Consider the following 20045-nt stretch of genomic DNA (forward strand, 5'->3'; position numbering starts at 1 on the left):
GCATGCCGATACTGAACTGGCTGACACGGGACGAGGACATCCGCACGGCACAGCACGTGCCCTATCGCCTGCTGGAAGAAGTCCCGGATTTGTCGGCCGGCGGCGGTGACGCGGGCAACATGCTGATCCAGGGCGACAACCTGGAAGCGCTGAAGGCCCTGCTGCCGTTCTACGCCGGTCGGGTGAAGTGCATCTACATCGACCCGCCCTACAACACACGTTCGGCCTTCGAGCATTACGACGACAACCTGGAGCACACGAAGTGGTTGGCCATGATGTGGCCGCGGCTGGAACTGCTGCGGGAGCTGCTGGCCGAGGATGGCTCGATCTGGGTCAGCATCGACGACAACGAGGGGCATTACCTCAAGGTCATCATGGATGAGGTGTTCGGGCGCAGGAACTTCGTCACCTCATGCACATGGCAACAACGGACAACCCGGGAAAATCGCAAAGTGTTCTCGGAGGATTGCGAACGAGTCATGATTTATTGTCGAGAGCCTGCGAAGTTTGGGGCAGCGCGAAATGATCTCGAACTCTCCGACACGGTGAAGGGCCGATACAAGAATCCTGACGACGACCCGCGAGGCCCATGGCAGTCCGTATCGGTGAACGCACAGGGCGGGCATGGAACTCCAAGCCAGTTCTATGATTTCACGGCACCCAACGGAAAAGTTCACATGCTCCCGGCCGGGCGCTGTTGGCTCTACACTTGGCCGGTGATGCAGGAGAAAATCGCAGACAATCGGATTTGGTTTGGTGCCACAGGGAACAACGCACCGCGAGAAAAGAAATTCCTGTCCGAGGCGAAAGCCGGCTTGACGCCGAATACCCTATGGCTCGCGGCTGACGTGGGTACAAACGACGAGGCGAAAAAAGAAACGGTGAAAGTTTTCGGATCGACCGTTTTTGACACGCCCAAACCCGAACGCCTCATCCAGCGCATCCTGCATATCGCCACCAACCCCGGCGACCTCGTGCTCGACTCCTTCCTCGGCTCGGGCACCACGGCGGCCGTCGCGCAGAAGATGGGGCGGCGCTGGATCGGCATCGAGATGGGCGAGCACGCCCGCACCCATTGCGCCCCGCGCCTGCAAAAGGTCATCGAGGGCGAACAGGGTGGTATCTCGAAAGCCGTCGGCTGGCAGGGCGGCGGCGGGTTTCGCTTCTACCGCCTCGGCCCGCCGGTCTTCGACGCGGAGGGCCATATCCGGCAGGACATCCGCTTTGCGGTGCTGGCGGCGCATGTCTGGTTCTCGGAAACCGACCGGCCCTGGGATGGCAAGGGCGACAGCCCGCTGCTCGGCATCCATGGCGGCCGCGCCCATGCGCTGCTCTACAACGGCATTCTCGGCGACAAGCGGCCAGGCGGCGGCAATGTGCTGACCCGCGCGACGCTGGCCCTGATCCGGGAAGATATCGCCAGGCTCGCGCCGGATTTCGTCAGGGAAAACCCCGGCTATCCGCTGACTGTCTATGGCGAGCAATCCCGCCTGACGCCCGCCACGCTCGACCGCGAGCGCATCACCTTCAAGCAGACGCCCTACGACGTCAAAGCGCGCAAGTAACGGGGCATCCGATGAAGCTGAAGCAATACCAGGCCGATACTCTCTCCGTTCTCCGCCGCTTCTTCGAGGAGGCGCGCGTGGCGGGTCCGAAGGGCGCCTATGAGGCGATCACGGCGGAGCCGGAGCAGGCCCGGCGGCTCGGCCGCTATGGCGGCACCTACGCGCCGCTCGCCGAACTGCCGGCCGTGCCTTACGTCTGCCTGCGCCTGCCCACCGGCGGCGGCAAGACAATCCTCGGCGCCCATGCCATCGGCATCGCGCGCGACGCCTGGGTGGAAAAGGACTATCCGATGGTGCTGTGGCTGGTGCCGTCGAACACCATCCGGCTGCAGACCGCCGAGGCGCTGAAGAACCCCCGCCACCCCTATCGGCAGGCGCTGGACGAGGCCTTCGACGGAAGGGTGCGGGTGTTCGACATCGCGGATTTCACCCATATCCGCCCGCACGACATCCGCGACCATTGCTGCATCATCGTGGGCACGATCCAGACCCTGCGCGTGTCGAACACCGAAGGGCGCAAGGTCTATGCCCATAACGAGAACATGGAGCCGCATTTCACCGCGCTGCCCAAGACCCTACCGGGGCTGGAGACGCTGGAAGGCGGCGGGTGCAAGTTCTCCTTCGCCAATCTGATGCATGTGCACCGGCCGCTGATGATCGTGGACGAGGCGCACAACGCCGTCACCGGCCTGACGCGCGAGATGCAGGCGCGGGTGAACCCGTCCGCGATCATCGAGTTCACGGCGACGCCGCGGCTGAATTCCAACATCCTGCACAGCGTGACGGCGCAGGAGCTGAAGCTGGAAGAGATGATCAAGCTGCCGATCATGCTGTCCGAGCACGACACCTGGCAGAACGCGGTGAACGGCGCCATCGCGTCGCGGGCGTCGCTGGCCGAGACGGCCGAAGGAGATTCCGACTACATCCGCCCCATCGTCCTGTTCCAGGCGCAGCCGAAGAACCAGGAGGTGACGGTCGAGGTGCTGAAGAAGCACCTGATGGAGGTGGAGCAGATCCCCGAGCACAAGATCGCCATCGCGACCGGCGATCAGCGTGAACTGGACGGGATCAACCTGTTCGATCCGAAATGCCCGATCGAATACGTCATCACCGTCGAGGCGCTGAAGGAGGGCTGGGATTGCTCCTTCGCCTATGCGTTCTGCTCAGTCTCGCGGATCCAGAGCGCGGTGGATGTGGAGCAATTGCTGGGCCGCGTCCTGCGGATGCCCTATGCGCGGCGCCGCAAGGCCGAGGATCTGAACCGCGCCTATGCGTTCCTGTCGGAGCCGTCATTCGGCGAGGCGGCCCGGTCGCTGGCCGACAAGCTGGTGGCGATGGGCTTCGAGGAGGACGAGGCGCTCGACAATATCGAACCGGCGCAGGGGTCGCTCGATGCCGATACCGGCCTGTTCGGCCCACGCGACAAGCCAAAGCCGACCTTCCGGCACACGGTAGCGGCGACGCCAGAGGTGGTTGCCGAGTTGAAGAAGCGCGAAGGTGTGAGCGTCCGCGAGACCGCCGATGGCAAGGTCGAGATCGTCGTGACCGGCCGCGTCGATGGCGGCCTCGAACAGGCGATCATCGCGGCGCTGCCCGAGACCGAACGGACGGGTTTCTCAGCCGCCGTCACCAAGTATCGCGTCGAGGTGAAGGACCAGCTGTCGCCTGCGGAACAGGGCGAGGCGTTCGAGGTTCCCCGTCTGGTGTCGGAGATTCAGGGCGCGTTCGAATTCGCAGACACCGACGTGTTCATGGAGTTCCACGACTGGTCGCTGCTCGATCATTCGTCGAAGCTGGGCGAGGCCGAGTTCGCGATCCGCGAGACGGCCCGCAGCTTCGAGATCGACCTCGACGGCAACCGCGTCACCTATCAGTTCGCCGACGAGGCCGAGCAACTGGCGCTGGATATCGATGTCGAAGGTTGGACGCCCGAGGCGCTGGTGCTGTGGCTCGACCGGCAGGTGCGTCAGCCGGACATCCATCAGAGCGAACTTCTGCGCTGGCTGCGCGACCTCGTCAGCCACCTGATCACCGCGCGCGGCATGCACGTCGCGGCGCTGATGCGCTGCAAGTTCATCCTCGCCCGCAAGGCCCGCGAGAAGCTCGCCGCCATCCGCCAGCAGGAACGCGACGGCGTCTATCAGCGGTACCTGTTTGCGCCGGAAGCCCGGGTCGAGGTGTCGTTCGACGAGGCTTTCACCTTCAAGGACGGGATGTATTGGGATCAGCGCCGGTATCGCGGGCGCTGGAAACCGCGACGGCACTTCCTCGGCCCCGACCATGTGCCTGCCTTCGACGGCGCGGAGAATGGTGAGGAATTCCAGTGCGCGCAGGCCATCGACAGCCTTCCGGGCCTGAAGTTCTGGATTCGCAACGTCGCCCGGCATCCCAACTCGTTCTGGCTGCCGACCGCCACCGACAAGTTCTACCCGGATTTCGTGGCGCGGATGGATGACGGACGCCTGCTCGTCGTCGAGTACAAGGGCGCCCACATCGCCGACGGCCCGGATACCGCTGAAAAGCGGACCATCGGCCAGTTGTGGGAGAGAAAAAGCGGCGGCAAGGGCTTGTTCGTCGTGGTCGAGAAGACGGTGGACGGGAAGGACATGCGGGCTCAGATGATGGGAAGGGTTGTCGACCAGCCATAGTTCATGCGATACGCCTGCGACATGGGTGAATAGAGCGCACGGCCCAGCGAATGCCGGACCGTGCAGTTTCTCTCAGGGCTTGCGGCGGTGCTGGGTCGGATCGACGAGGCGGTACCGCTGGCCCTTCTGTTCGGGCGGAGGCAGGGGCTCGTTGCGCGTGACGGTGCGCTCAACGCCGGTTCCGCCACCCCGTGGGCCGGTGATCTCATACTGACCGGATTTCGGGGCTTTTTGCCCAGGCTTGAGGAGCTTGTCAGGCATGCCCCACCCCCATGGATTCGGGTGGGACGTCCGCAAAGCGTTTGCCAGTCGCGATCTCGCTGATACGACCTTGGTTCAGATCGAAGTCCGCAGCGATCCGGTGCTGGAAGTCTCCCCGGGCAAGCCGGGCCTTGATGATCGACACCTCCTGCGGTGTCAGCTTGGTGATGGTAGCCATTGAGGCAACTCCGAGGCGCAGGTGAAAACATTTGCCCTGGAGACTCGAAACGTCTATCTCTCGCGTACCACCACAAGAGTGCTTCGGTCTCCGGAGCCACGCAAGTTGGGTGCGCCTAAGCCCTTCCGACGTGTAGTGAAAAGCGGGGTGCCTTGCCGGGCGCCCCGCTTAACCTTTCATGCGGCATCCTCCATCAGCAGCCGTCCCACTTCATTTGTCCCGACGAATTGTGAAAGGAGCCGATAGTTGTGCATCTCATGGCGGATGCGCCCTGCGACGATGGCGGGATGCACGTCAGCCTTGCGCGCCAGCGAGAGGACGTTTTGAACGCTCGGGCTGAAACGCGCTGGATGCTCGTCCCAAAGCTTCGACGGAATCAAGGCTTCCTGCGCCCATTCGTCAGCTTCGCGTTCGCGCTCGTCATCGCGTTCATGGTTGCGCTCGCGAAGCTGAAGATCATCAATGAAGACCTCGCCGTTGCCATCCGGAAAATGGCGGCCGATGTGCGCAAGTTCATGCAGGAGGCAGAACCAGAAGTTGTCGAGACGGTCGTAACGGATCGTCATTCCGACTACGGGAACCTTGTCTACGGTCCACATCGCGGCACCATCGAGATAGGTCTTCGGCAGGTGGGCTGCGACGACAAGCGCGATCCCGTGCTTCGCGAGCTTCTCTTGGGCCAGTTTCGGGCCTTCGTCGAAGGTGCTTAGCCGAGCGAGCTCTCGCAAAAAAGCGTGGTCGATAGTTCCGGTCTTGTAGACACCCGCAAGCCCAGTACGGCGTGCCACACAGAGGATGTGGAGGCACCACGCTTGCAGGGCATGCACATCCGACTTGGCGTTCGCGCGAGCGCCGCCACCTTGGCGAAAGAGCGCCTGGGGAAGAGCAGCCGGACCACCGGCACACGCTATCAACTCACGCACGATCTCCTCGGCGCGATCCTTCATGTCGGCTGTCTTCTTGATCCAGCCTCGCTTCGCCATCTCCGCAATCGGGAAGCGGTCGAGTTCGATACCGGCTGGAGCCTTTGGCAGGCCCCCCCCATCTCGGATCAGTACCTCGGCGGGAATACCCAGATGTTCGTGCAGTGCGCGGATCATCTTCAGGGTCAGATCGCGCTTGCCGCTCAAGACCTCAGAAGTCTTGGCTCGGCTTCCGAAGATTGGGGCCAGGTCACTTTGACTCATTCCGAGCTGCTGCATGCGGAATTTGATCGCTTCTACGGGATCGGGCGCATCCATTGGAAAACGCCGATCTTCGTAGACCTCGACGAGAGTTGCGAGCACGTCGAGCTCGTCATCCTCCGCAGGAGAGCGCCCCATATCCATGAGCGATTCAACGCGGGCGAGAGCGGTTGCATAGTCCTGCTCGGAATGAATTGGCCGAATACGATGTTCGTTCATCATCATACTTCCTCCGCGTTGATCTCGTCGTACTCCTTGTGAGTTCCTAGGAAACGGACGAACCCCATCCCCTTCTCGTATTCGAACTTCACGATCAGCCGATATTTGTTGCCGCAGATGTTGAAGACCACACGCCCCCCCTTGAGAATACTCGCGTTGCGGTACTGGGCCTTGATGTCTGCTGGCGTTTTCCACTCTGCTCGCCTTGCCTCAGCCCACCAAACGTCGATCTGCGCTTTCGCATCTGGAAAGCGCTCCCCGAAAGCGATTAGCTTGGGCCGGGAGATGATTCTCATCCATCATGCTTATACAGCGATCCCCTAGCCCGTCAATGCAAAACGATCCCTGTGAGGGATCACATAGGTGGTGACTGTCGTTCTGGCAACCCCCTGTCAGCCAACCCGTGCGATCGCATGATGCGGAAGGTGACCAGGGCCCGAAGAACTTAGCTTCGCGTTAGGTCTGTTACAGACCCGAGTCCGTTGCGACCGCGCCACTGCAATCGCCAGTCCGCTGGAAGGGGCTCGAGCAGCCGTGACAGCGTCACATCAGGCTCCTGTGTGCCATCCAGTATTGCCTCCACAATGTCCGGCGCGAGCAACGTCAGCCGCAGCACGCGGGTCAGATAGGACACGGCAATACCCTCGCGCTCGGCCAGCTCATTGATCGTTACAAAATCCCCCGACTCCAGAATGCGCTTCCACCGGAAGGCGCGGGCCAGCGCCTTGACCAGCGCGCTGTCGGTCTTGCGCTGCTGCGCTGCGCCCTCGGGCAGCTGCATCTCCTTCCGCCCACCGCGCCTCACGATGCGGAAAGGGACGTGGATGGTGACGGTGTCGGGAATCGGCGTGGCGCGGGTCATGCTGCTGCTCCAAGGTCGGTGGTGATTTCGCGCGCCAGCCCGGCCAGTCCGTCCATACGCAGCCGGACGTTCAGCCCTTCGGTGCCGATCTCGACCCGCTCGACCAGCAGCGCGACTATCCGTGCCTGCTCGGCGGGGAACAACTCGTCCCACAGCGGGTCCAATTGCTGCAGAGCCGCGCGGGCATCGGCCTCGGTGATGTTGTCGGCGTGGGCGCGCGCTGCCTTCCACGTACCAACCACGATCTCGGGCTGGCGGAACACGGCCCGCAATTGATCGATGACGGCCGCCTCGATCTCGCCCGCTGGCATGCGCCCGACAGGGCAAGATCCAGCGCCGTGTTTCAGCACCGTCTGGCTCACATAGTAGCGGTAGAGCCTGTCGCCCTTGCGGGTGTGCGTCGGCGAGAAGGCGGCACCGTCCGGTCCGAACAGCAGCCCCTTCAGCAGCGCGGGCGTGTCGGCGCGGGTTCGTGCCGCCCGCTTGCGGGGGCTTTCGGTCAGGATCGCATGGACCCGATCCCATGTCTCGCGGTCGATGATCCCGTCATGCTCGCCGGGATAGCTGTCGCCCTTGTGCACCACCTCACCGATATAGGCGCGGTTATTCAGCATCCGGTAGAGGTATTTCTTGTCGATCCGGTTGCCGCGCGGCGTGCGCAGGCCGCGCTGGCCCACCTCCCGCGCCAGTTCCGTGCAGGAGCCGATCTCGAGGAACCGAGCAAAGATCCAGCGCACATGGCCGGCGGCTTCCTCGTCGACCAGCAGCTTCCGGTTTTCCACCCGGTAGCCATAGGGCGGCACCCCGCCCATCCAGATGCCCTTGCGCCGAGAGGCGGCGACCTTGTCGCGGATGCGCTCCGCCGTCACTTCGCGTTCGAACTGGGCGAAGCTGAGCAGGATATTCAGCGTCAGCCTGCCCATCGAGGTGGTGGTGTTGAAGGACTGCGTGACCGAAACGAAGGTCACGCCGTTGCGGTCGAACACCTCGACCAGCTTGGCGAAATCGGCCAGAGAGCGCGAGAGGCGGTCGATCTTGTAGACCACCACCACGTCGACCAAACCGTCCTCGATGTCCTCCAGCAGCCGCTTCAGGCCGGGGCGTTCCAGCGTGCCGCCTGAGATACCGCCATCATCATACTGATCGCGGACCAGCACCCAACCCTCGGACCGCTGGCTGGCGATGTAGGATTCGCAGGCCTCGCGCTGTGCATGCAGGCTGTTGAACTCCTGCTCCAACCCTTCCTCGGAGGATTTCCTTGTGTAGACCGCGCAGCGGAGCTTGCGGACAGGTTTCGATTTCTCCGGGGCCTTCGTCATGACCGGCTCCTGTGGTTCCGGAGCCCGAAGAAGATCCAGCCGTTCCAGCGCGTGCCGGTGATGGCGCGGGCAATGGCAGATAGCGACTTGTAGGGCCGCCCCTGCCATTCGAAGCCGTCGGCGGTGACGGTGACGACCTGCTCGACGCCCTGCCACTCGCGCAGCAGCCGCGTGCCGGTGATCGGGCGGTTGCGGTCGGCGCGGATGCTGCGCCTCAATCGGTCGCCGCCATCCAGTTCCTCGCCCAGCCGTTCCAGCCGCCGGATCGTCTCCGGTTTCAACCCGCCAAGGCTGAGTTCCTGAATGCGGTAGGCCAGCCGGGATTCAAGGTAGCGGCGATTGAACGGCGGCGGCTCGCTGTCGAACAACTCGCGCCATTGCGCTTTCAAATCTGGCGTCGGCGTGGTCTTCAGCGCGGCCAGGCGCGCGGGGATGGGATCATGGGTCGTCATGCGGTTCTCCGGTGCGTTGGAGTTGCATGAGGGCATTGGTCGCTGGACAAGTGTAGGCAACTTTCTCCGGTATCGTCAGATACTTCGCCACTTTCCCGCATCCGCAGCCGGACCAGCCCGAGCGCCAGCAGACCGCAGAGCTCGGTGCGGCGCTCGGCGGGCGTCATCAGGTCGGGCGGCAGCGGATTGGGGCGTTTCATGCGGCCGACCGCTCCGCCCGGCCAAGAACGGCGGCGGTGATCGCCCCACGGTTCCAGCGGAAGTTCAGGTGGCAGTTGGCTGCATATTTCGACAGGCTGAAATCCAGCCCGTTGGCCTCGTGCCCCGCGCGCTGCAGCAGCGCCATCTGTTTCATCGTGGCGGGGTCGTTCAGCCAGCGGCGGCTCTTGATCGAGGCGGTGCCGGTCTCGGTGGCGCGCAGGAAATCGTCGGCGGCGGCGAGCGCCTGCACCCGGGTGCCGATGGCGAGCGGCCGGATCGCCCTGCCTTTCGGTTGTCCGAGGGCATGCCAGAGCGTGCCGTCGTGGAACACGCCGGCCCAGCCATTGAACCCACTCGCCATCATCGCCTGGCCGTCGCCATGCAGGTCGCACCAGGCGAACGGCGACCGTTCCAGCAGGTCGATCTCCATCATGTCAAAGGCGGTGAGCAGGCGGGCCTCACCACGCTCGCGCGTGAAGACATGACCGCAGAAATCGCAGACCGAGGCGCCGAGCGGCAGTTCCGCCTCGCAGGTGGGGCAGAGTTTCCACGGGGCCTGGCCGGGCTCGGGATCGTCCTCGTCGAGGTTGATCTCCTGTTCGAGCGACCCGTGCCGGAGCGCGGCGCCCGCGAAATCGAGCACGATGCAGTCGGTCTTCACGATACCGGGGAAACGCGCGGGATCGACACGGCGCAGGCCGCGACCGACCGCCTGGATGAAGGTACCCTTGTGCAGCATAGGGCGCAGGATGCCGATGCAGCCGACCGGTTGGCTGTCGAAACCTTCGGTCAGGACCATGCAGTTCGTCAGCACCTGCACTTCGCCCCGGTCGAACCGCGCAATGAGGTCGGCGCGCGTCCGCGATGGCATGTCGCCCGAGATCGTCTCGGCCGTGACGCCCGCGGCGCGGAAGGCTTCTGCCACCGCATCGGCATGGTCGACCGTCGCGCAGAAGAAGATGCTGCGCCGGTCCGCCGCCTTCGCCTGCCAGTGCTCGACGACCGCCTCGTTCAGCACCGAGCGGTTCAGCACCTTGTCGGCGGCGCGCATGTCGTAATCGCCCGCAGTGGCCTCCAGCCCGGCCAGTTCGTCCTCGACGCCGAGATCGATGGTATAGGTGCGCGGCGGCACCAGGAGACCGCGCCTGATCAGCGTGCCGATCTTCAGGTGATAGCCGACATTGCTGAAGGTGCGCCGGAGGCTGCGCCCATCGCCGCGACCGGGCGTGGCCGAAAGTCCGAGCAGCCTGATCTCGGGGTTGAGTTCCCGTGCCGCGTCAATGACGCACTGATAGCTTTGCGCGGCCGAACGGTGACATTCGTCGATGACGAGATGCGAGACCGGCGCCATGCGTTCGCGCCGGTTGGCACGGGCGAGCGTCTGGACGCTGCCGAAGACGATGCGGCCGCCCCAATCGTCCTGCTCGGCCTTGACCACCGAGGTGGTCATTCCGGTCACGGCCCCGATGGAGGTTCGGTTCTGGTCGATCAACTCGTCCGTGTGCTGCAGCACCAGGACGCGGTCGTGTCGCCGGTGTTCCAGTTCCTCACCGATGTAGAAACCGGCGATGGCGGTCTTGCCCGCCCCGGTCGGCAGGACCAGCATGGTATTGCCGTGGGTGGCGGTGCGGTCGCGGGCGGCATCGACTGCCGCCCTCTGGTAGTCGCGTGGAATCATGACCGTCCCCCCCTCAGCGTGCCCAGAAGGGTGCGGAACCGGAGGACGGCGCGCCGGACTGGCCCATGCCGGTGTTCGACAGCTGGGTGCCCGTCGCGGTGTACTGACCCTGCTGCGGCGGCTGCGGCACGCTGCCCAGCAGACGCGCATATTCGGCATGGTCGGCGCCGATGGCCGCCTTGATGACGTTGCGGCCGCTGTCCTCGGGCTTGTCCTTGTCGCGCTCGATGCCGATGCGGGCCACGAACTCGAGCCCGTTCAACTCGCCGAGGCTGCGGATCATCCGCGCCGCCCGGGCAGCGTTCGACTGGTCGTCGGCGCGCACGCCCCGGGCGGATTCGAGGATGCCGCGGATCATGGCGCGGCCGCGATTGCCGTAAGTGTCGTCGCCCGGACCGCCCGCGGCCTTCCCGCGAAACCCGATGCGCGTGTAGATGCGACGCCGCGCGAACGGCCCCTCCATCACCACCGCCTCGGTGTTGAGGTAAAGGGCCGGGCTGGTCTTGCTCTGGGTGAGCCAGCCCTCGGGCCCCGCGCCACCGGGGCGGATGGTTAGGCAGACCTTGGCCAGCGTGTTGGCCGGGATGAGGTCGAAGGCGGCGTCCTGCGTGTCCGCGCCGTTGAAATCCATGTCGCTCGCCATGGTCATGCTCCTTGCGTCGTCGGGGGATTGGGTGCGGTCGCGGCCGCGGGCAGATCGAAGTTCAGGCGGGCAGCGCCCTCGGGGCGCGGGCGGCGGATCTTCGCCATGAGCCGCCCGAGATGGGCGGGCTCGATCATCGACAGCCGCCCGCTGCGGTCCTTTGCCGGCAGGCCGAAATCGTTGATGGTGGTGCAGATGAAGGCACGGAACGCCTCGCCCTTCTCAGGGCGCAACTCGGTCAGGGTAATGACCTCATCCACGATCCCGGGCAGTTCGAGCCCGGTCTTCGAGCCCTCGATCTGCATCGAGAAGAAGGGCTTGCCGAAATCGTCCAGCTTGCGGTCCAGCAGCCCGACCAGCCAGATGTTCTTGGCGGGCGTGTGCTGCAGATGCGTGAGCCAGCCGATCATCTCCTGGCCGAGCAACCCGTAGGTCGCGCGGAGATCCGGCTTGCCGGTGCGGTCGGATTGGGCTTGGGATTGACCCTTGCACCACTGAAGGCAAATGCGAGAGGCGACGGAGATGCTGTCGACGAAGACGGTGTCGTATTTGTCGAGCTGGGTGGCGGGGCCGAAGGCGGCGCAGACCCGCGCGAAATGCCCGGGCCCATAGGACTGGTCGTCCCGCATCGCCGGGTTGGCGCCGCCGATCCAGGCTGCGAGATCGCGGGCGACCTCCCAATCGCGGATGCGGATCTCGTCGCCGGGCCAGCCCTGCACGGCGAGCTCGCCCGCCTCGAGGTTCAGAAACAGCGTGCGCTGCGGATCGAGGGTCAGGAGTTGCGTGGTCTTGCCGATGCCGGAGGTGCCCGTGAGCACCCCCTTGATGCCGCGCGCCTCGCGCAGCCGTTCGTCGGCGGTGATGATCCGGAGCGGCCCGGCGCCGAACGGGGCGCTCACTTGCCGCTCTCCAGATCGCGCGCGGCCGCCGAGATGGCATTGTCCGCTCCACAGGCGCCCTGACGGCGCGCCATCTTCAGCACGTCACCGAGCGCGCCGGTCAGGCGGTAGAGGTCGGATTGCTGTCGCGCCAGGGCGACAAGGGCAAACTCGATCTCGTCCACCGTGGCGCGTTCGATCGGCACGACCTGGTCCGGCCTGTCGAAGACCGCCGGGACGTCGATGTTGTCGGGAAGCATTTCCAGCCAGCGCAGTTCGCGCAGGCGCTTCAGAGGGGTAGTCTTGAACATGGTGACGCTCCGTGTTGTCGTCGGTTGCTGTCCAGGGATCGTCGGGAAGACTGCTGCCGGGCCTGACGCCGCCCTGGAGCTTGCGGTCGGAGTGTTTCCCCGCGTGGGGGTGTTGCATTCCTCCGAGGGCCCGGCATGAAACTGGCGGACCGGGTCATCGCCGGTCCTGTTGTCACCTACCGGCGAGCCTCCGAGACTGTCGGGGCGGTGCCGAGATATGCCGCGAGATCAAGCGCCTCGGCCGCCTTCCGGATGGTGGCGAGCCGGGCGTAGACGGTGCTCCTATGGATCCCGAGGGCTTCGGCCGCTTCCGTCGGCGACATGTCGATCAGCGCCAGCGCGAGGGCGCGGCAGGTCGGGGTCAGGCCAGCAAGGAGCCGCTGGACATCTCGCACCAGCCCGAACGCCTCGTCCGTTGCGCGTGTGACTGCGGCATGCGGCATCGCGCTGTCGGGCAGCGTTTCCGCGAGCGGCAGCATCTCGTCATCGCCGCGCCCCTCGGCGGGGCTGTCGAAGTCGATCCAAGCCCGTTCGGCCCGCAGCCGTTCGGTCGGTGCGGCCAACGTGGCGATGCGGTTCGCCAGCACGCGGTCGGCGAAAGTGTCATACTGACCGCGGGAAGGATCGAACTTCCCATCCCGGCGATAGAGATGCAGCCGCAGATCCTGCTTGATGTCCTCGGCGTCCATTCCGGGGACGGAACCCGAGCGGGCCAGCCGTTCGGCGCGAATGGTGATGTTGCGGGAGACGCGCGAGCGCGCGTCGCAAATGGGGTGGAAACGCTCCATGAAGTTTCGCCTTCGTCCAGGTGGACGGGCACGCGGCCCGAGTGACCGGGACCGGCGAAAATTCGTTGGAGCGGCGGCCTTGGCGGGCTCAGAACAAAGAGAAACCGCTGAAACCCGGTTGGATTTCAGCGGCTTGAGAGGCGAACTATTTTGAAGAAATTCTTGGGGTCAGTCAGCGAATTTTCGTCGGGATTGACCCAGCTTGCCCTGCTGGAGATCGTCGGCGTTCGCCACGAAACGGGCGACATACTCACCCCCGACCGTGGGAAGCGGATCGTCGGCAATCCCGAATGCGGTTCGCAGCACCTTGGAAAGCGCCTGTTTCTGTTTCTGGTGCTTCGAGGTGTCGGTGCTCTTCGCATGATGGACGGGGAGCCGGCCACCCTGCATCGCGAACGCTTTCAGATAGGCCCACGCCGCTTTCGGCTTGCCATTCTTGGCGCTCTTCAGCCCGAGCCCATCGGGCTCGAACCTCCGGGTCTCGCCCCGGAAACTCACGTTAACGACTTCATCGGCGACGAAGCGGATCCCGATTTCCTCCCATCGCGCGTTGCTCGGCAGAGCCCACGCCAGGTTGGAGACTGCGTTATCCGTCCCGCTCACGATCTGAGCGCGGAGATCGGCGAACACGACGGTCGATGGCTGGCAAGGCTGCAATTGCCCGCGGTCATCAAGGTGGACCAGATCCTCAAGCGCCATGCGCACGACGCCTTCGCGATCCAGAGTGGCGGCAAGTTGCGGCGGGATTGATGACGAGGTCGGGGCCAGCAGCAGTTTAGGGCCCGGGTGGGCAATCATGTCGTCAAATTGCGCCGCGTCCTCGCGTGCAAGCGGCCCCGGCACAGTCAGGAAAACAGGAAAACCCCGGCCTGCAAACACATCATGTGAGCCGATCCTGAAGACCAGTCGACGGTCGAAACTTGCAGGACGGCCGGACAGGTCGAATGCTGCGGCGATGCTGCGCGCCAAACCGACACGGTCGAGGCCGTAGATCATGATGTCGTTCTTGTTTAGGTCGAGATCGGCGCAGGCCTTGGGGCTGTCACCACAGACGGCGCGGAAGGTGCCGTCGTCGTGGTGCACGACTCGGCGGGGGCAACCCTCGCCGCCCGGTGAAGGACAGGCGATGCTCGTCGCTGGCGTTCCGGTCGATCGCACCAGTGGCAGAGGACAGCCGGACTCGTTGACAACCACGCAGCCGAATTCATCGCCCAACAGGCTGGCCCATTCGCGCCGGTCGGTCGCTGCATCGGTCAGCGCGTCAAGCGTCTTCCAGAACTTCGAAATCCTCATCGCCATCCGCCCCTGCCGGAATCGCCCAAAACCCGCGCGCCTTGAGCCAGGCCTCGATGACTTCTTCGTCCGAGTCCCGTTCATACCTTGCGATGTTCGCCGGCCTGATCGTCACGGACCGCTCCTTCTTGCTGTCCTTGAACGCAAACTTAAAAGTCGCGTGCGTGAACGAGCCGCCAGTCAGCCGTTTCTCCCAATTCTCGTCAAACGACTTGAACAGATCCTCGCACTTGCGGATCTCCATTTCGGAGATCTTCCCCGGCCAGCGACGGCCAAACTCCACGAAACGTACGCCGGCAATACCCTCGACATCGCCATGGGCCATCGAATCCGGACCGAGTTCGCGCAGCGGATCCAGCGTGTAACGCTCGGAACGATCGAAGTAGTCTTCGCTGCCGAACAACGCCTCGCCAAAGACCTTGAGGTAAAGTTCCCGCTCGCCCTTGGTGCCTGCGTTTACGCCGATCTCGTCGGTCACGCTGTCGTAGATCAGCACGTCATGTTGTTGTGGCCGATAGAACGCGATCCCGCTTTCACCGTCGTCCTGGTGCTTGCCTTCCCGGCGCATCGGCATGCCGTGCCGTACGAGTAGCCAGATCTTCTCGCCTCGCGGAAACGCGAATATCCGGCTGTTTCGGCCGCGTCGCTTCACCTCGAACCAGTTGTCCATCCGGTCCTGCATGGTTTTCGCAATGGCGTCCGTGATGGACGGGAGCTCTGCGGCCTTTTTCTTCGGGCGGGAACCGGCGAAATACATGAAATTCGAACGCTGAAACGCCACCGTTTCGGCATGCTGGCGCTGCAGCAGCATGGGCTGCGCAAGCCAGATCTGGACCGAGACATCGGCTACTGAGACCTCGTGATCCTTGTCGATCTCGATTCCGGCAGCTGCGGCACGGTCGAGCAATTCGTCCATCGCCTCATGGGACGCGGTTTCGTGCACGTAATAGAGCGCGTTGACCATGTCCTCGGGCACCGACGCGTCCGGGTTCATCAGGACACCAGCGATGGCTTCGAGCGGCATATCATCCGTCGACCATGCGGCGAGGTCGAGTGCGCGGGACTGAAAGTAGTCCTTCCAAGGCTCAAGAAATGCCTTCAGTCGCGCGGGCGCGATCTGCTTGAGGCGATCCGGATTGCTGAAAATCCTCGGGTTAAATGCTGGCATCCGCCTCGCTGCTCCTGAAATTGTTACGGTTAGCAAGATTAGGAAGGAATCTCGCTCGCCACAAGATTGTGTTCCCGTAAGGTTCTGTGCGCGCCATCCGACAGTCCTCCACCCCCGCCGGTAGGTGAGGAGAGCATCTGGAGCTCTCCCATGAACAGCATCTACCCGGCGCGCCGCGCCATCCCGCATACCCTCACGCCAGCGCCCACTAGCGGGGTCGGCGCATGATAGATCCAGACGAACGCGAACAGGCAGCTCTGCGCGCAGCCCTCCGCAACATGGCCGAACTCATGGCCGAGATCGGATGGACCACGCGGTTCGCCGATCTCACCGAGGCACAGGCGCTCGCACTCGCAACGGCCGCCGTCGATGGCTTCCAGGAAGCGATGCAGACCAGCGCGCCCCGGCCCGATCCGGAGGTGCCGTTCTGATGGACGCCGGTTTCGACTTCAACCATAGGGAGAAGCCGCCCAGTTTCGCGGACACCGTCAATGCCTGCATCGACACCGCCCTCGTGGCGGAACAGGCCGAACGTCCCCAACGCGACTATCTCGGAGGCAGTCGGCTGGGCGACATCTGCCAGCGCAGGCTGCAGTACGAATACCTGAAGACGCCGAAAGACCCGAGCGCCGGGTTCTCTGGCCAGTCCCTGCGCATCTTCGCGCTCGGGCACGTCCTCGAAGATCTGGCCATCGAATGGCTGCGCAAGGCGGGTTTTGACCTGCGCACGCGCAATCGCCATGGCGATCAGTTCGGCTTCTCGGTCGTCGGTGGTCGGGTCCAAGGGCATGCCGACGGTGTGGTGGTCGCGGCGCCGAACGGCATGGCGGTCCCGGCGCTCTGGGAATGCAAGTCGGCCAATGCGAAGAACTGGCGCGAGATCGCGAAGCATGGTGTCGCGAAAGCCAAGCCGGTCTACGCCGCGCAGATCGCGCTCTACCAGGCCTATCTCGGCCTGACCGAGACGCCCGCGCTCTTCACGGCGATCAACAAGGACACGTGCGAGATCTGGCACGAACTCGTGCCGTTCGATGCCGCACTTGCCCAGTCCGCCAGCGACAAGGCGGTGACGATCCTGCGCGCCTGTGATGCGGGTGAAATTCTTCCCCGCCACACAGCCGACCCCGACCACTTCGAATGCCGCTTCTGTGCGTGGCGGGAACGGTGCTGGGCATGACGGTCCCGTCCGACACCATCGCGCCCGACGACGTCGCGCCCGACGCTGAAATGATCGCGATCTACGCCGACGTGGTGTTCGGCTACTGCGACGGCTGGGTGCCGGTCCGTGCGCTCGCAGAGAAAGGCGCGGGCGATGGCCCGCCGCATGTGCCCTTCATCGAAGCGGACGCCACGCTAGCCGCGAAACTCGCGCTTCAGGCGACATGGGCGAGCGACGCCGGCATGGCCTTGTTCGTGGCGCCCGGCACGGTGGTCGCCCCCGGCGACGCCCGGGCGGAAAGCATCGTGCAAACGCAGGTCGTGCTGGTCGATCTCGACCATGGCGACATTGGCGCGAAACGCGACCATCTCGTGCAGCATCTCGGATGCCCGACGCTTGAAGTGGCGTCCGGCGGTGTCACCGCCGAGGGCCAGCGCAAGCTGCACCTCTACTGGCGCCTGTCCGAACCCGCCGAAGGCGAGGACATCGGCACGGTCTGTCGGGCGCGGCACATGATCGCCGCCAAGGTCGGCGGCGATCCGTCCTTCCGGTCCGCCCACCAGCCAATCCGGGTGGCCGGATCGATCCATGCCAAACAGGGCCGACGCCGGCTGGTGGAGATCCTGCACCACGATCTCCGCGACTACGATCTGGGCGAACTGCTCGAGGCGATCATCGCCATGCCGCCGCTCGAAGGCGAGGCCGGGCTCGACTTCAACATGGCCGCCCCCGAGCGCGGCAGCGTCACCGAGCTTTTCGGCCGTCAGGTTCGCGAAGGCGGCGTCGACGGCACAACACGGTTCGATGCGCTGTCGCGAGTGATGGGCTACTGGATCCGCCGCGCCCGCGAAGGCCATGTGCCGCGCGAACAGGCGTGGGAAGAAATCGTCTCCTACAACGCGGCCCGCGTTGCCCCTCCCTGGCCGGAGGCCCGGCTGCGCGAGGAAGCCGAACGCCTCTGGAAACGCGACACCGCCCGCAACGGCGAGATCGATGACGAGGGCGACGGTCCCGATGGCGGCGGCACGGCCGGTGGCGACGATGATGGCCCCGTGCCGGTGCGCTTCACCGAGGATGCGCTCGCCGCCGCCTTCGCCGTCCGGCATGCCGAGACTTGGCGCTATGTCGCGGGCTGGGGACAGTGGCTGACCTGGTCGGGCAAGTTGTGGCGGCGTGAGGAGACGCTGCAGGCCTTCGATCTGGCGAGGATGATCTGCCGCGAGGCAGCGGCGCGCGCCGGATCCGCAAAGCTCAAGGCCAAGCTCTCCACCGCCGCGACGGTTTCGGCCGTGGAGCGGCTCGCCCGTTCCGACCGCCGCCACGCGACCACGACCGAACCGTGGGACCGTGATCCCTGGCTGTTGAACACGCCGGGCGGCGTGGTCGACCTCCAGAGCGGCGCATCCCGGCCACATGATCCCGGTCTCTTCATGACCAGGATCGCCGGTGCGTCCGTCGCCGACACCTGTCCCGTCTGGCTGGGCTTTCTGGAGACCGTCACTGGCGGGGACGGCGAACTGCAATCCTACCTGCAGCGCATGGCGGGCTACTGCCTGACGGGCGTCACGACCGAGCACGCTCTGTTCTTTCTTTACGGTACCGGCGCGAACGGGAAATCGGTCTTCGCCAACACCCTGACCGCCATCCTCGGTGACTACGCCACCGTCGCGCCGATGGACATGTTCATGGCCACGCAGGGTGATCGCCACCCGACCGACATGGCCGGGCTGCGCGGGGCACGCATCGTCACGTCCATCGAGACCGAACAGGGCAGCCGCTGGGCCGAGAGCAAGCTGAAGGCGCTGACTGGCGGCGACAAGATCACAGCCCGCTTCATGCGGCAGGATTTCTTCGAGTTCATCCCGCAGTTCAAGCTGCTGATCGTCGGCAACCACAAGCCTTCCATCCGCAACGTCGACGAGGCGATGAAGCGGCGCCTGCACATGGTGCCGTTCACGGTCACCATCCCTCCCGCGCGGCGCGATAAGCACCTGGCGGACAGGCTGCTGGCCGAACGCGACGGTATCCTCGCGTGGGCGCTCGAGGGCTGCATCGAATGGCAGCGGACAGGGTTGCGCCCACCGCCCGCAGTGATGGCCGCGACCGAGGACTACTTCGAAGCCGAGGACGCCATCGGTCGCTGGATCGACGAGCGCTGCTCCGTCGGGTTGCACCTCAGCGCCAGCACCTCCGCGATGTTCACCGACTGGAAGGCATGGGCCGATGCGAACGGCGAGTTTGCAGGCTCGGTCAAACGCTTCTCGGAAGCGCTGATCGTCCGGGGATTCGAGCGTCACAACACCCGGGCCGCGAAGGGATTCCGGGGCATCGCCCTCGATGACAGCAACTCTGACCTTTTCTCGGGAGAATAGGAAAATGCCAATGAAACCAGAGAGTGTGACGGATGTGACGGATCATACCTATAAGACCGTTACGCGCGCGCATGTGCGCGCCTGTGGAGCGGATAGGGAACCATCCGTCACATCCGTCACACCCGTCACCAACCCTCCGGTTCGGATGGAGGACGGTGGCGGACTGCTCCGCTGCATCCTCGCGCTCGACTTCGGCACCACGACCGGCTGGGCGATCCGCGGCCATGACGGTCTGATCACCAGCGGCACCGTCTCGCTGCGCCCCGGCCGCTTCGACGGCGGCGGCATGCGCTACCTGCGCTTCACCAACTGGCTGACCGAGATCGACCGGCTTTCCGGTCCTGTCGCCGCCATCTGGTTCGAGGAAGTCCGCCGCCACGCCGGCACCGACGCGAGCCACATCTACGGCGGGCTCATGGCCACGCTGACCGCATGGGCCGAACTGCGCGGCGTGCCCTACGAGGGCGTCCCGGTCGGCACGATCAAGCGCCACGCCTCGGGCAAGGGCAACGCCGACAAGGCCGCGATGATCGCCGCCGTCCGCGCCCGCGGCTTCAGCCCCGCCGACGACAACGAGGCCGACGCCATCGCCATCCTGCTCTGGGCGATCGAGACAAACGGAGGTGTCGCATGAGATGGCATCCCCACGGCTACGGCGGTCGTCGCCGCGATCCCGAGCAGGTCAAGCGCGAGGGCTGGCAGGAACAGGGCGTCCTCGCGGTCTCGGCCGATGACGACCGCCTTACCTGGCCCGAGCGTGAACTGGTCCGACAGCTCGGCGAGAAGCTCTTGTCTTATGACTTCCCCCGGCTCCTGAGGCAAAAGGGAGCCACTGCCCGCCACGCCATTTATGGCGGGCAATGGCG

Annotated in this window: 21 protein-coding genes; 7 read left to right on the forward strand and 14 right to left on the reverse strand. The window is 64.8% G+C overall.

The window, feature by feature from the left end:
* Positions 1-2: 2 nt before the first annotated feature.
* Together RGD00_RS17135 and RGD00_RS17140 are read left to right on the forward strand one after the other, a co-directional pair.
* Positions 3-1565: a site-specific DNA-methyltransferase gene (locus tag RGD00_RS17135; protein ID WP_310458504.1), complete on the forward strand. Its 1563-nt coding sequence runs from the start codon at positions 3-5 to the stop codon at positions 1563-1565.
* An 11-nt stretch (positions 1566-1576) separates the two neighbouring features.
* Positions 1577-4213 (forward strand): DEAD/DEAH box helicase, encoded by a 2637-nt coding sequence (locus tag RGD00_RS17140; protein ID WP_310458505.1) that lies wholly within the window; start codon positions 1577-1579, stop codon positions 4211-4213.
* Between the two features lie 72 nt (positions 4214-4285).
* Here the strand turns inward: RGD00_RS17140 and RGD00_RS17145 are convergent, their stop codons facing one another.
* The 14 genes from RGD00_RS17145 to RGD00_RS17210 form a co-directional block, all read right to left on the reverse strand.
* Positions 4286-4474, reverse strand: coding sequence for a hypothetical protein (locus tag RGD00_RS17145; protein WP_310458506.1), 189 nt, complete (start codon positions 4472-4474; stop codon positions 4286-4288).
* Positions 4467-4652 carry a hypothetical protein gene (locus tag RGD00_RS17150; protein ID WP_310458507.1) on the reverse strand — a complete coding sequence of 62 codons (186 nt, stop codon included), beginning with the start codon at positions 4650-4652 and terminating at the stop codon, positions 4467-4469. The genes RGD00_RS17145 and RGD00_RS17150 overlap by 8 nt, the downstream gene beginning before the upstream one ends.
* 176 nt (positions 4653-4828) lie before the next feature.
* Positions 4829-6055 (reverse strand): ImmA/IrrE family metallo-endopeptidase, encoded by a 1227-nt coding sequence (locus RGD00_RS17155; protein ID WP_310458508.1) that lies wholly within the window; start codon positions 6053-6055, stop codon positions 4829-4831.
* 2 nt (positions 6056-6057) lie between these two features.
* Positions 6058-6351: a type II toxin-antitoxin system HigB family toxin gene (locus tag RGD00_RS17160; RefSeq protein ID WP_310458509.1), complete on the reverse strand. Its 294-nt coding sequence runs from the start codon at positions 6349-6351 to the stop codon at positions 6058-6060.
* Between the two features lie 149 nt (positions 6352-6500).
* A complete protein-coding gene (locus RGD00_RS17165; protein ID WP_310458510.1) occupies positions 6501-6917 on the reverse strand; it encodes a hypothetical protein in 417 nt (138 codons plus the stop codon).
* Positions 6914-8236 (reverse strand): recombinase family protein, encoded by a 1323-nt coding sequence (locus RGD00_RS17170; protein ID WP_310458511.1) that lies wholly within the window; start codon positions 8234-8236, stop codon positions 6914-6916. Before RGD00_RS17170 ends, RGD00_RS17165 begins: the two co-directional genes overlap by 4 nt.
* On the reverse strand, positions 8233-8688 hold the full coding sequence (locus RGD00_RS17175; RefSeq protein WP_310458512.1) for a DUF2924 domain-containing protein: 456 nt from the start codon (positions 8686-8688) through the stop codon (positions 8233-8235). The genes RGD00_RS17170 and RGD00_RS17175 overlap by 4 nt, the downstream gene beginning before the upstream one ends.
* Positions 8689-8884: 196 nt before the next feature.
* The gene (locus RGD00_RS17180; RefSeq protein ID WP_310458513.1) at positions 8885-10567 is read right to left on the reverse strand and encodes a DEAD/DEAH box helicase; all 1683 of its coding nucleotides are present in this window, start codon (positions 10565-10567) and stop codon (positions 8885-8887) included.
* A gap of 13 nt (positions 10568-10580) precedes the next feature.
* Complete coding sequence (locus RGD00_RS17185) at positions 10581-11210, reverse strand: hypothetical protein (protein ID WP_310458514.1); 630 nt, start codon at positions 11208-11210, stop codon at positions 10581-10583.
* Positions 11211-11212: 2 nt separating this feature from the next.
* Positions 11213-12109 (reverse strand): ATP-binding protein, encoded by an 897-nt coding sequence (locus RGD00_RS17190; RefSeq protein WP_310458515.1) that lies wholly within the window; start codon positions 12107-12109, stop codon positions 11213-11215.
* Positions 12106-12399, reverse strand: a complete 294-nt coding sequence (locus RGD00_RS17195; protein ID WP_310458516.1) for a hypothetical protein — start codon at positions 12397-12399, stop codon at positions 12106-12108. Before RGD00_RS17195 ends, RGD00_RS17190 begins: the two co-directional genes overlap by 4 nt.
* A 176-nt stretch (positions 12400-12575) precedes the next feature.
* The gene (locus RGD00_RS17200) at positions 12576-13187 is read right to left on the reverse strand and encodes a sigma-70 family RNA polymerase sigma factor (protein ID WP_272860107.1); all 612 of its coding nucleotides are present in this window, start codon (positions 13185-13187) and stop codon (positions 12576-12578) included.
* A 168-nt stretch (positions 13188-13355) separates the two neighbouring features.
* Positions 13356-14480 carry a hypothetical protein gene (locus tag RGD00_RS17205; protein WP_310458517.1) on the reverse strand — a complete coding sequence of 375 codons (1125 nt, stop codon included), beginning with the start codon at positions 14478-14480 and terminating at the stop codon, positions 13356-13358.
* Complete coding sequence (locus tag RGD00_RS17210; protein ID WP_310458518.1) at positions 14449-15648, reverse strand: hypothetical protein; 1200 nt, start codon at positions 15646-15648, stop codon at positions 14449-14451. Before RGD00_RS17210 ends, RGD00_RS17205 begins: the two co-directional genes overlap by 32 nt.
* Before the next feature lie 224 nt (positions 15649-15872).
* Between RGD00_RS17210 and RGD00_RS17215 the strand changes: the two genes are divergently transcribed.
* From RGD00_RS17215 to RGD00_RS17235, 5 genes are all read left to right on the forward strand, one after another.
* Positions 15873-16079 (forward strand): DUF6511 domain-containing protein, encoded by a 207-nt coding sequence (locus tag RGD00_RS17215; RefSeq protein WP_310458519.1) that lies wholly within the window; start codon positions 15873-15875, stop codon positions 16077-16079.
* Positions 16079-16825, forward strand: a complete 747-nt coding sequence (locus tag RGD00_RS17220) for a hypothetical protein (RefSeq protein WP_310458520.1) — start codon at positions 16079-16081, stop codon at positions 16823-16825. The genes RGD00_RS17215 and RGD00_RS17220 overlap by 1 nt, the downstream gene beginning before the upstream one ends.
* Positions 16822-19179, forward strand: a complete 2358-nt coding sequence (locus RGD00_RS17225; RefSeq protein ID WP_310458521.1) for a phage/plasmid primase, P4 family — start codon at positions 16822-16824, stop codon at positions 19177-19179. The genes RGD00_RS17220 and RGD00_RS17225 overlap by 4 nt, the downstream gene beginning before the upstream one ends.
* A gap of 10 nt (positions 19180-19189) precedes the next feature.
* Complete coding sequence (locus RGD00_RS17230; protein ID WP_425603429.1) at positions 19190-19813, forward strand: crossover junction endodeoxyribonuclease RuvC; 624 nt, start codon at positions 19190-19192, stop codon at positions 19811-19813.
* The coding region (locus RGD00_RS17235; RefSeq protein WP_310458522.1) for a hypothetical protein at positions 19810-20045 on the forward strand (236 nt) is incomplete at its 3' end. The genes RGD00_RS17230 and RGD00_RS17235, both read left to right, overlap by 4 nt.

The sequence above is a fragment of the Ruixingdingia sedimenti genome, from assembly GCF_031432425.1.
Classification (GTDB): Bacteria; Pseudomonadota; Alphaproteobacteria; order Rhodobacterales; family Rhodobacteraceae; genus Ruixingdingia; species Ruixingdingia sedimenti.

Bases quoted from the DNA above. Each gene is read 5' to 3' on its own strand.
- RGD00_RS17145 (WP_310458506.1), bottom strand. From the start codon at position 4,474: ATGCCTGACAAGCTCCTCAAGCCTGGGCAAAAAGCCCCGAAATCCGGT.
- RGD00_RS17210 (WP_310458518.1), bottom strand. From the start codon at position 15,648: ATGCCAGCATTTAACCCGAGGATTTTCAGCAATCCGGATCGCCTCAAG.
- RGD00_RS17220 (WP_310458520.1), top strand. From the start codon at position 16,079: ATGGACGCCGGTTTCGACTTCAACCATAGGGAGAAGCCGCCCAGTTTC.
- RGD00_RS17195 (WP_310458516.1), bottom strand. From the start codon at position 12,399: ATGTTCAAGACTACCCCTCTGAAGCGCCTGCGCGAACTGCGCTGGCTG.
- RGD00_RS17165 (WP_310458510.1), bottom strand. From the start codon at position 6,917: ATGACCCGCGCCACGCCGATTCCCGACACCGTCACCATCCACGTCCCT.
- RGD00_RS17180 (WP_310458513.1), bottom strand. From the start codon at position 10,567: ATGATTCCACGCGACTACCAGAGGGCGGCAGTCGATGCCGCCCGCGAC.
- RGD00_RS17135 (WP_310458504.1), top strand. From the start codon at position 3: ATGCCGATACTGAACTGGCTGACACGGGACGAGGACATCCGCACGGCA.
- RGD00_RS17150 (WP_310458507.1), bottom strand. From the start codon at position 4,652: ATGGCTACCATCACCAAGCTGACACCGCAGGAGGTGTCGATCATCAAG.
- RGD00_RS17140 (WP_310458505.1), top strand. From the start codon at position 1,577: ATGAAGCTGAAGCAATACCAGGCCGATACTCTCTCCGTTCTCCGCCGC.
- RGD00_RS17185 (WP_310458514.1), bottom strand. From the start codon at position 11,210: ATGGCGAGCGACATGGATTTCAACGGCGCGGACACGCAGGACGCCGCC.
- RGD00_RS17225 (WP_310458521.1), top strand. From the start codon at position 16,822: ATGACGGTCCCGTCCGACACCATCGCGCCCGACGACGTCGCGCCCGAC.
- RGD00_RS17170 (WP_310458511.1), bottom strand. From the start codon at position 8,236: ATGACGAAGGCCCCGGAGAAATCGAAACCTGTCCGCAAGCTCCGCTGC.
- RGD00_RS17155 (WP_310458508.1), bottom strand. From the start codon at position 6,055: ATGAACGAACATCGTATTCGGCCAATTCATTCCGAGCAGGACTATGCA.
- RGD00_RS17205 (WP_310458517.1), bottom strand. From the start codon at position 14,480: ATGAGGATTTCGAAGTTCTGGAAGACGCTTGACGCGCTGACCGATGCA.
- RGD00_RS17215 (WP_310458519.1), top strand. From the start codon at position 15,873: ATGATAGATCCAGACGAACGCGAACAGGCAGCTCTGCGCGCAGCCCTC.
- RGD00_RS17160 (WP_310458509.1), bottom strand. From the start codon at position 6,351: ATGAGAATCATCTCCCGGCCCAAGCTAATCGCTTTCGGGGAGCGCTTT.
- RGD00_RS17230 (WP_425603429.1), top strand. From the start codon at position 19,190: ATGAAACCAGAGAGTGTGACGGATGTGACGGATCATACCTATAAGACC.
- RGD00_RS17200 (WP_272860107.1), bottom strand. From the start codon at position 13,187: ATGGAGCGTTTCCACCCCATTTGCGACGCGCGCTCGCGCGTCTCCCGC.
- RGD00_RS17175 (WP_310458512.1), bottom strand. From the start codon at position 8,688: ATGACGACCCATGATCCCATCCCCGCGCGCCTGGCCGCGCTGAAGACC.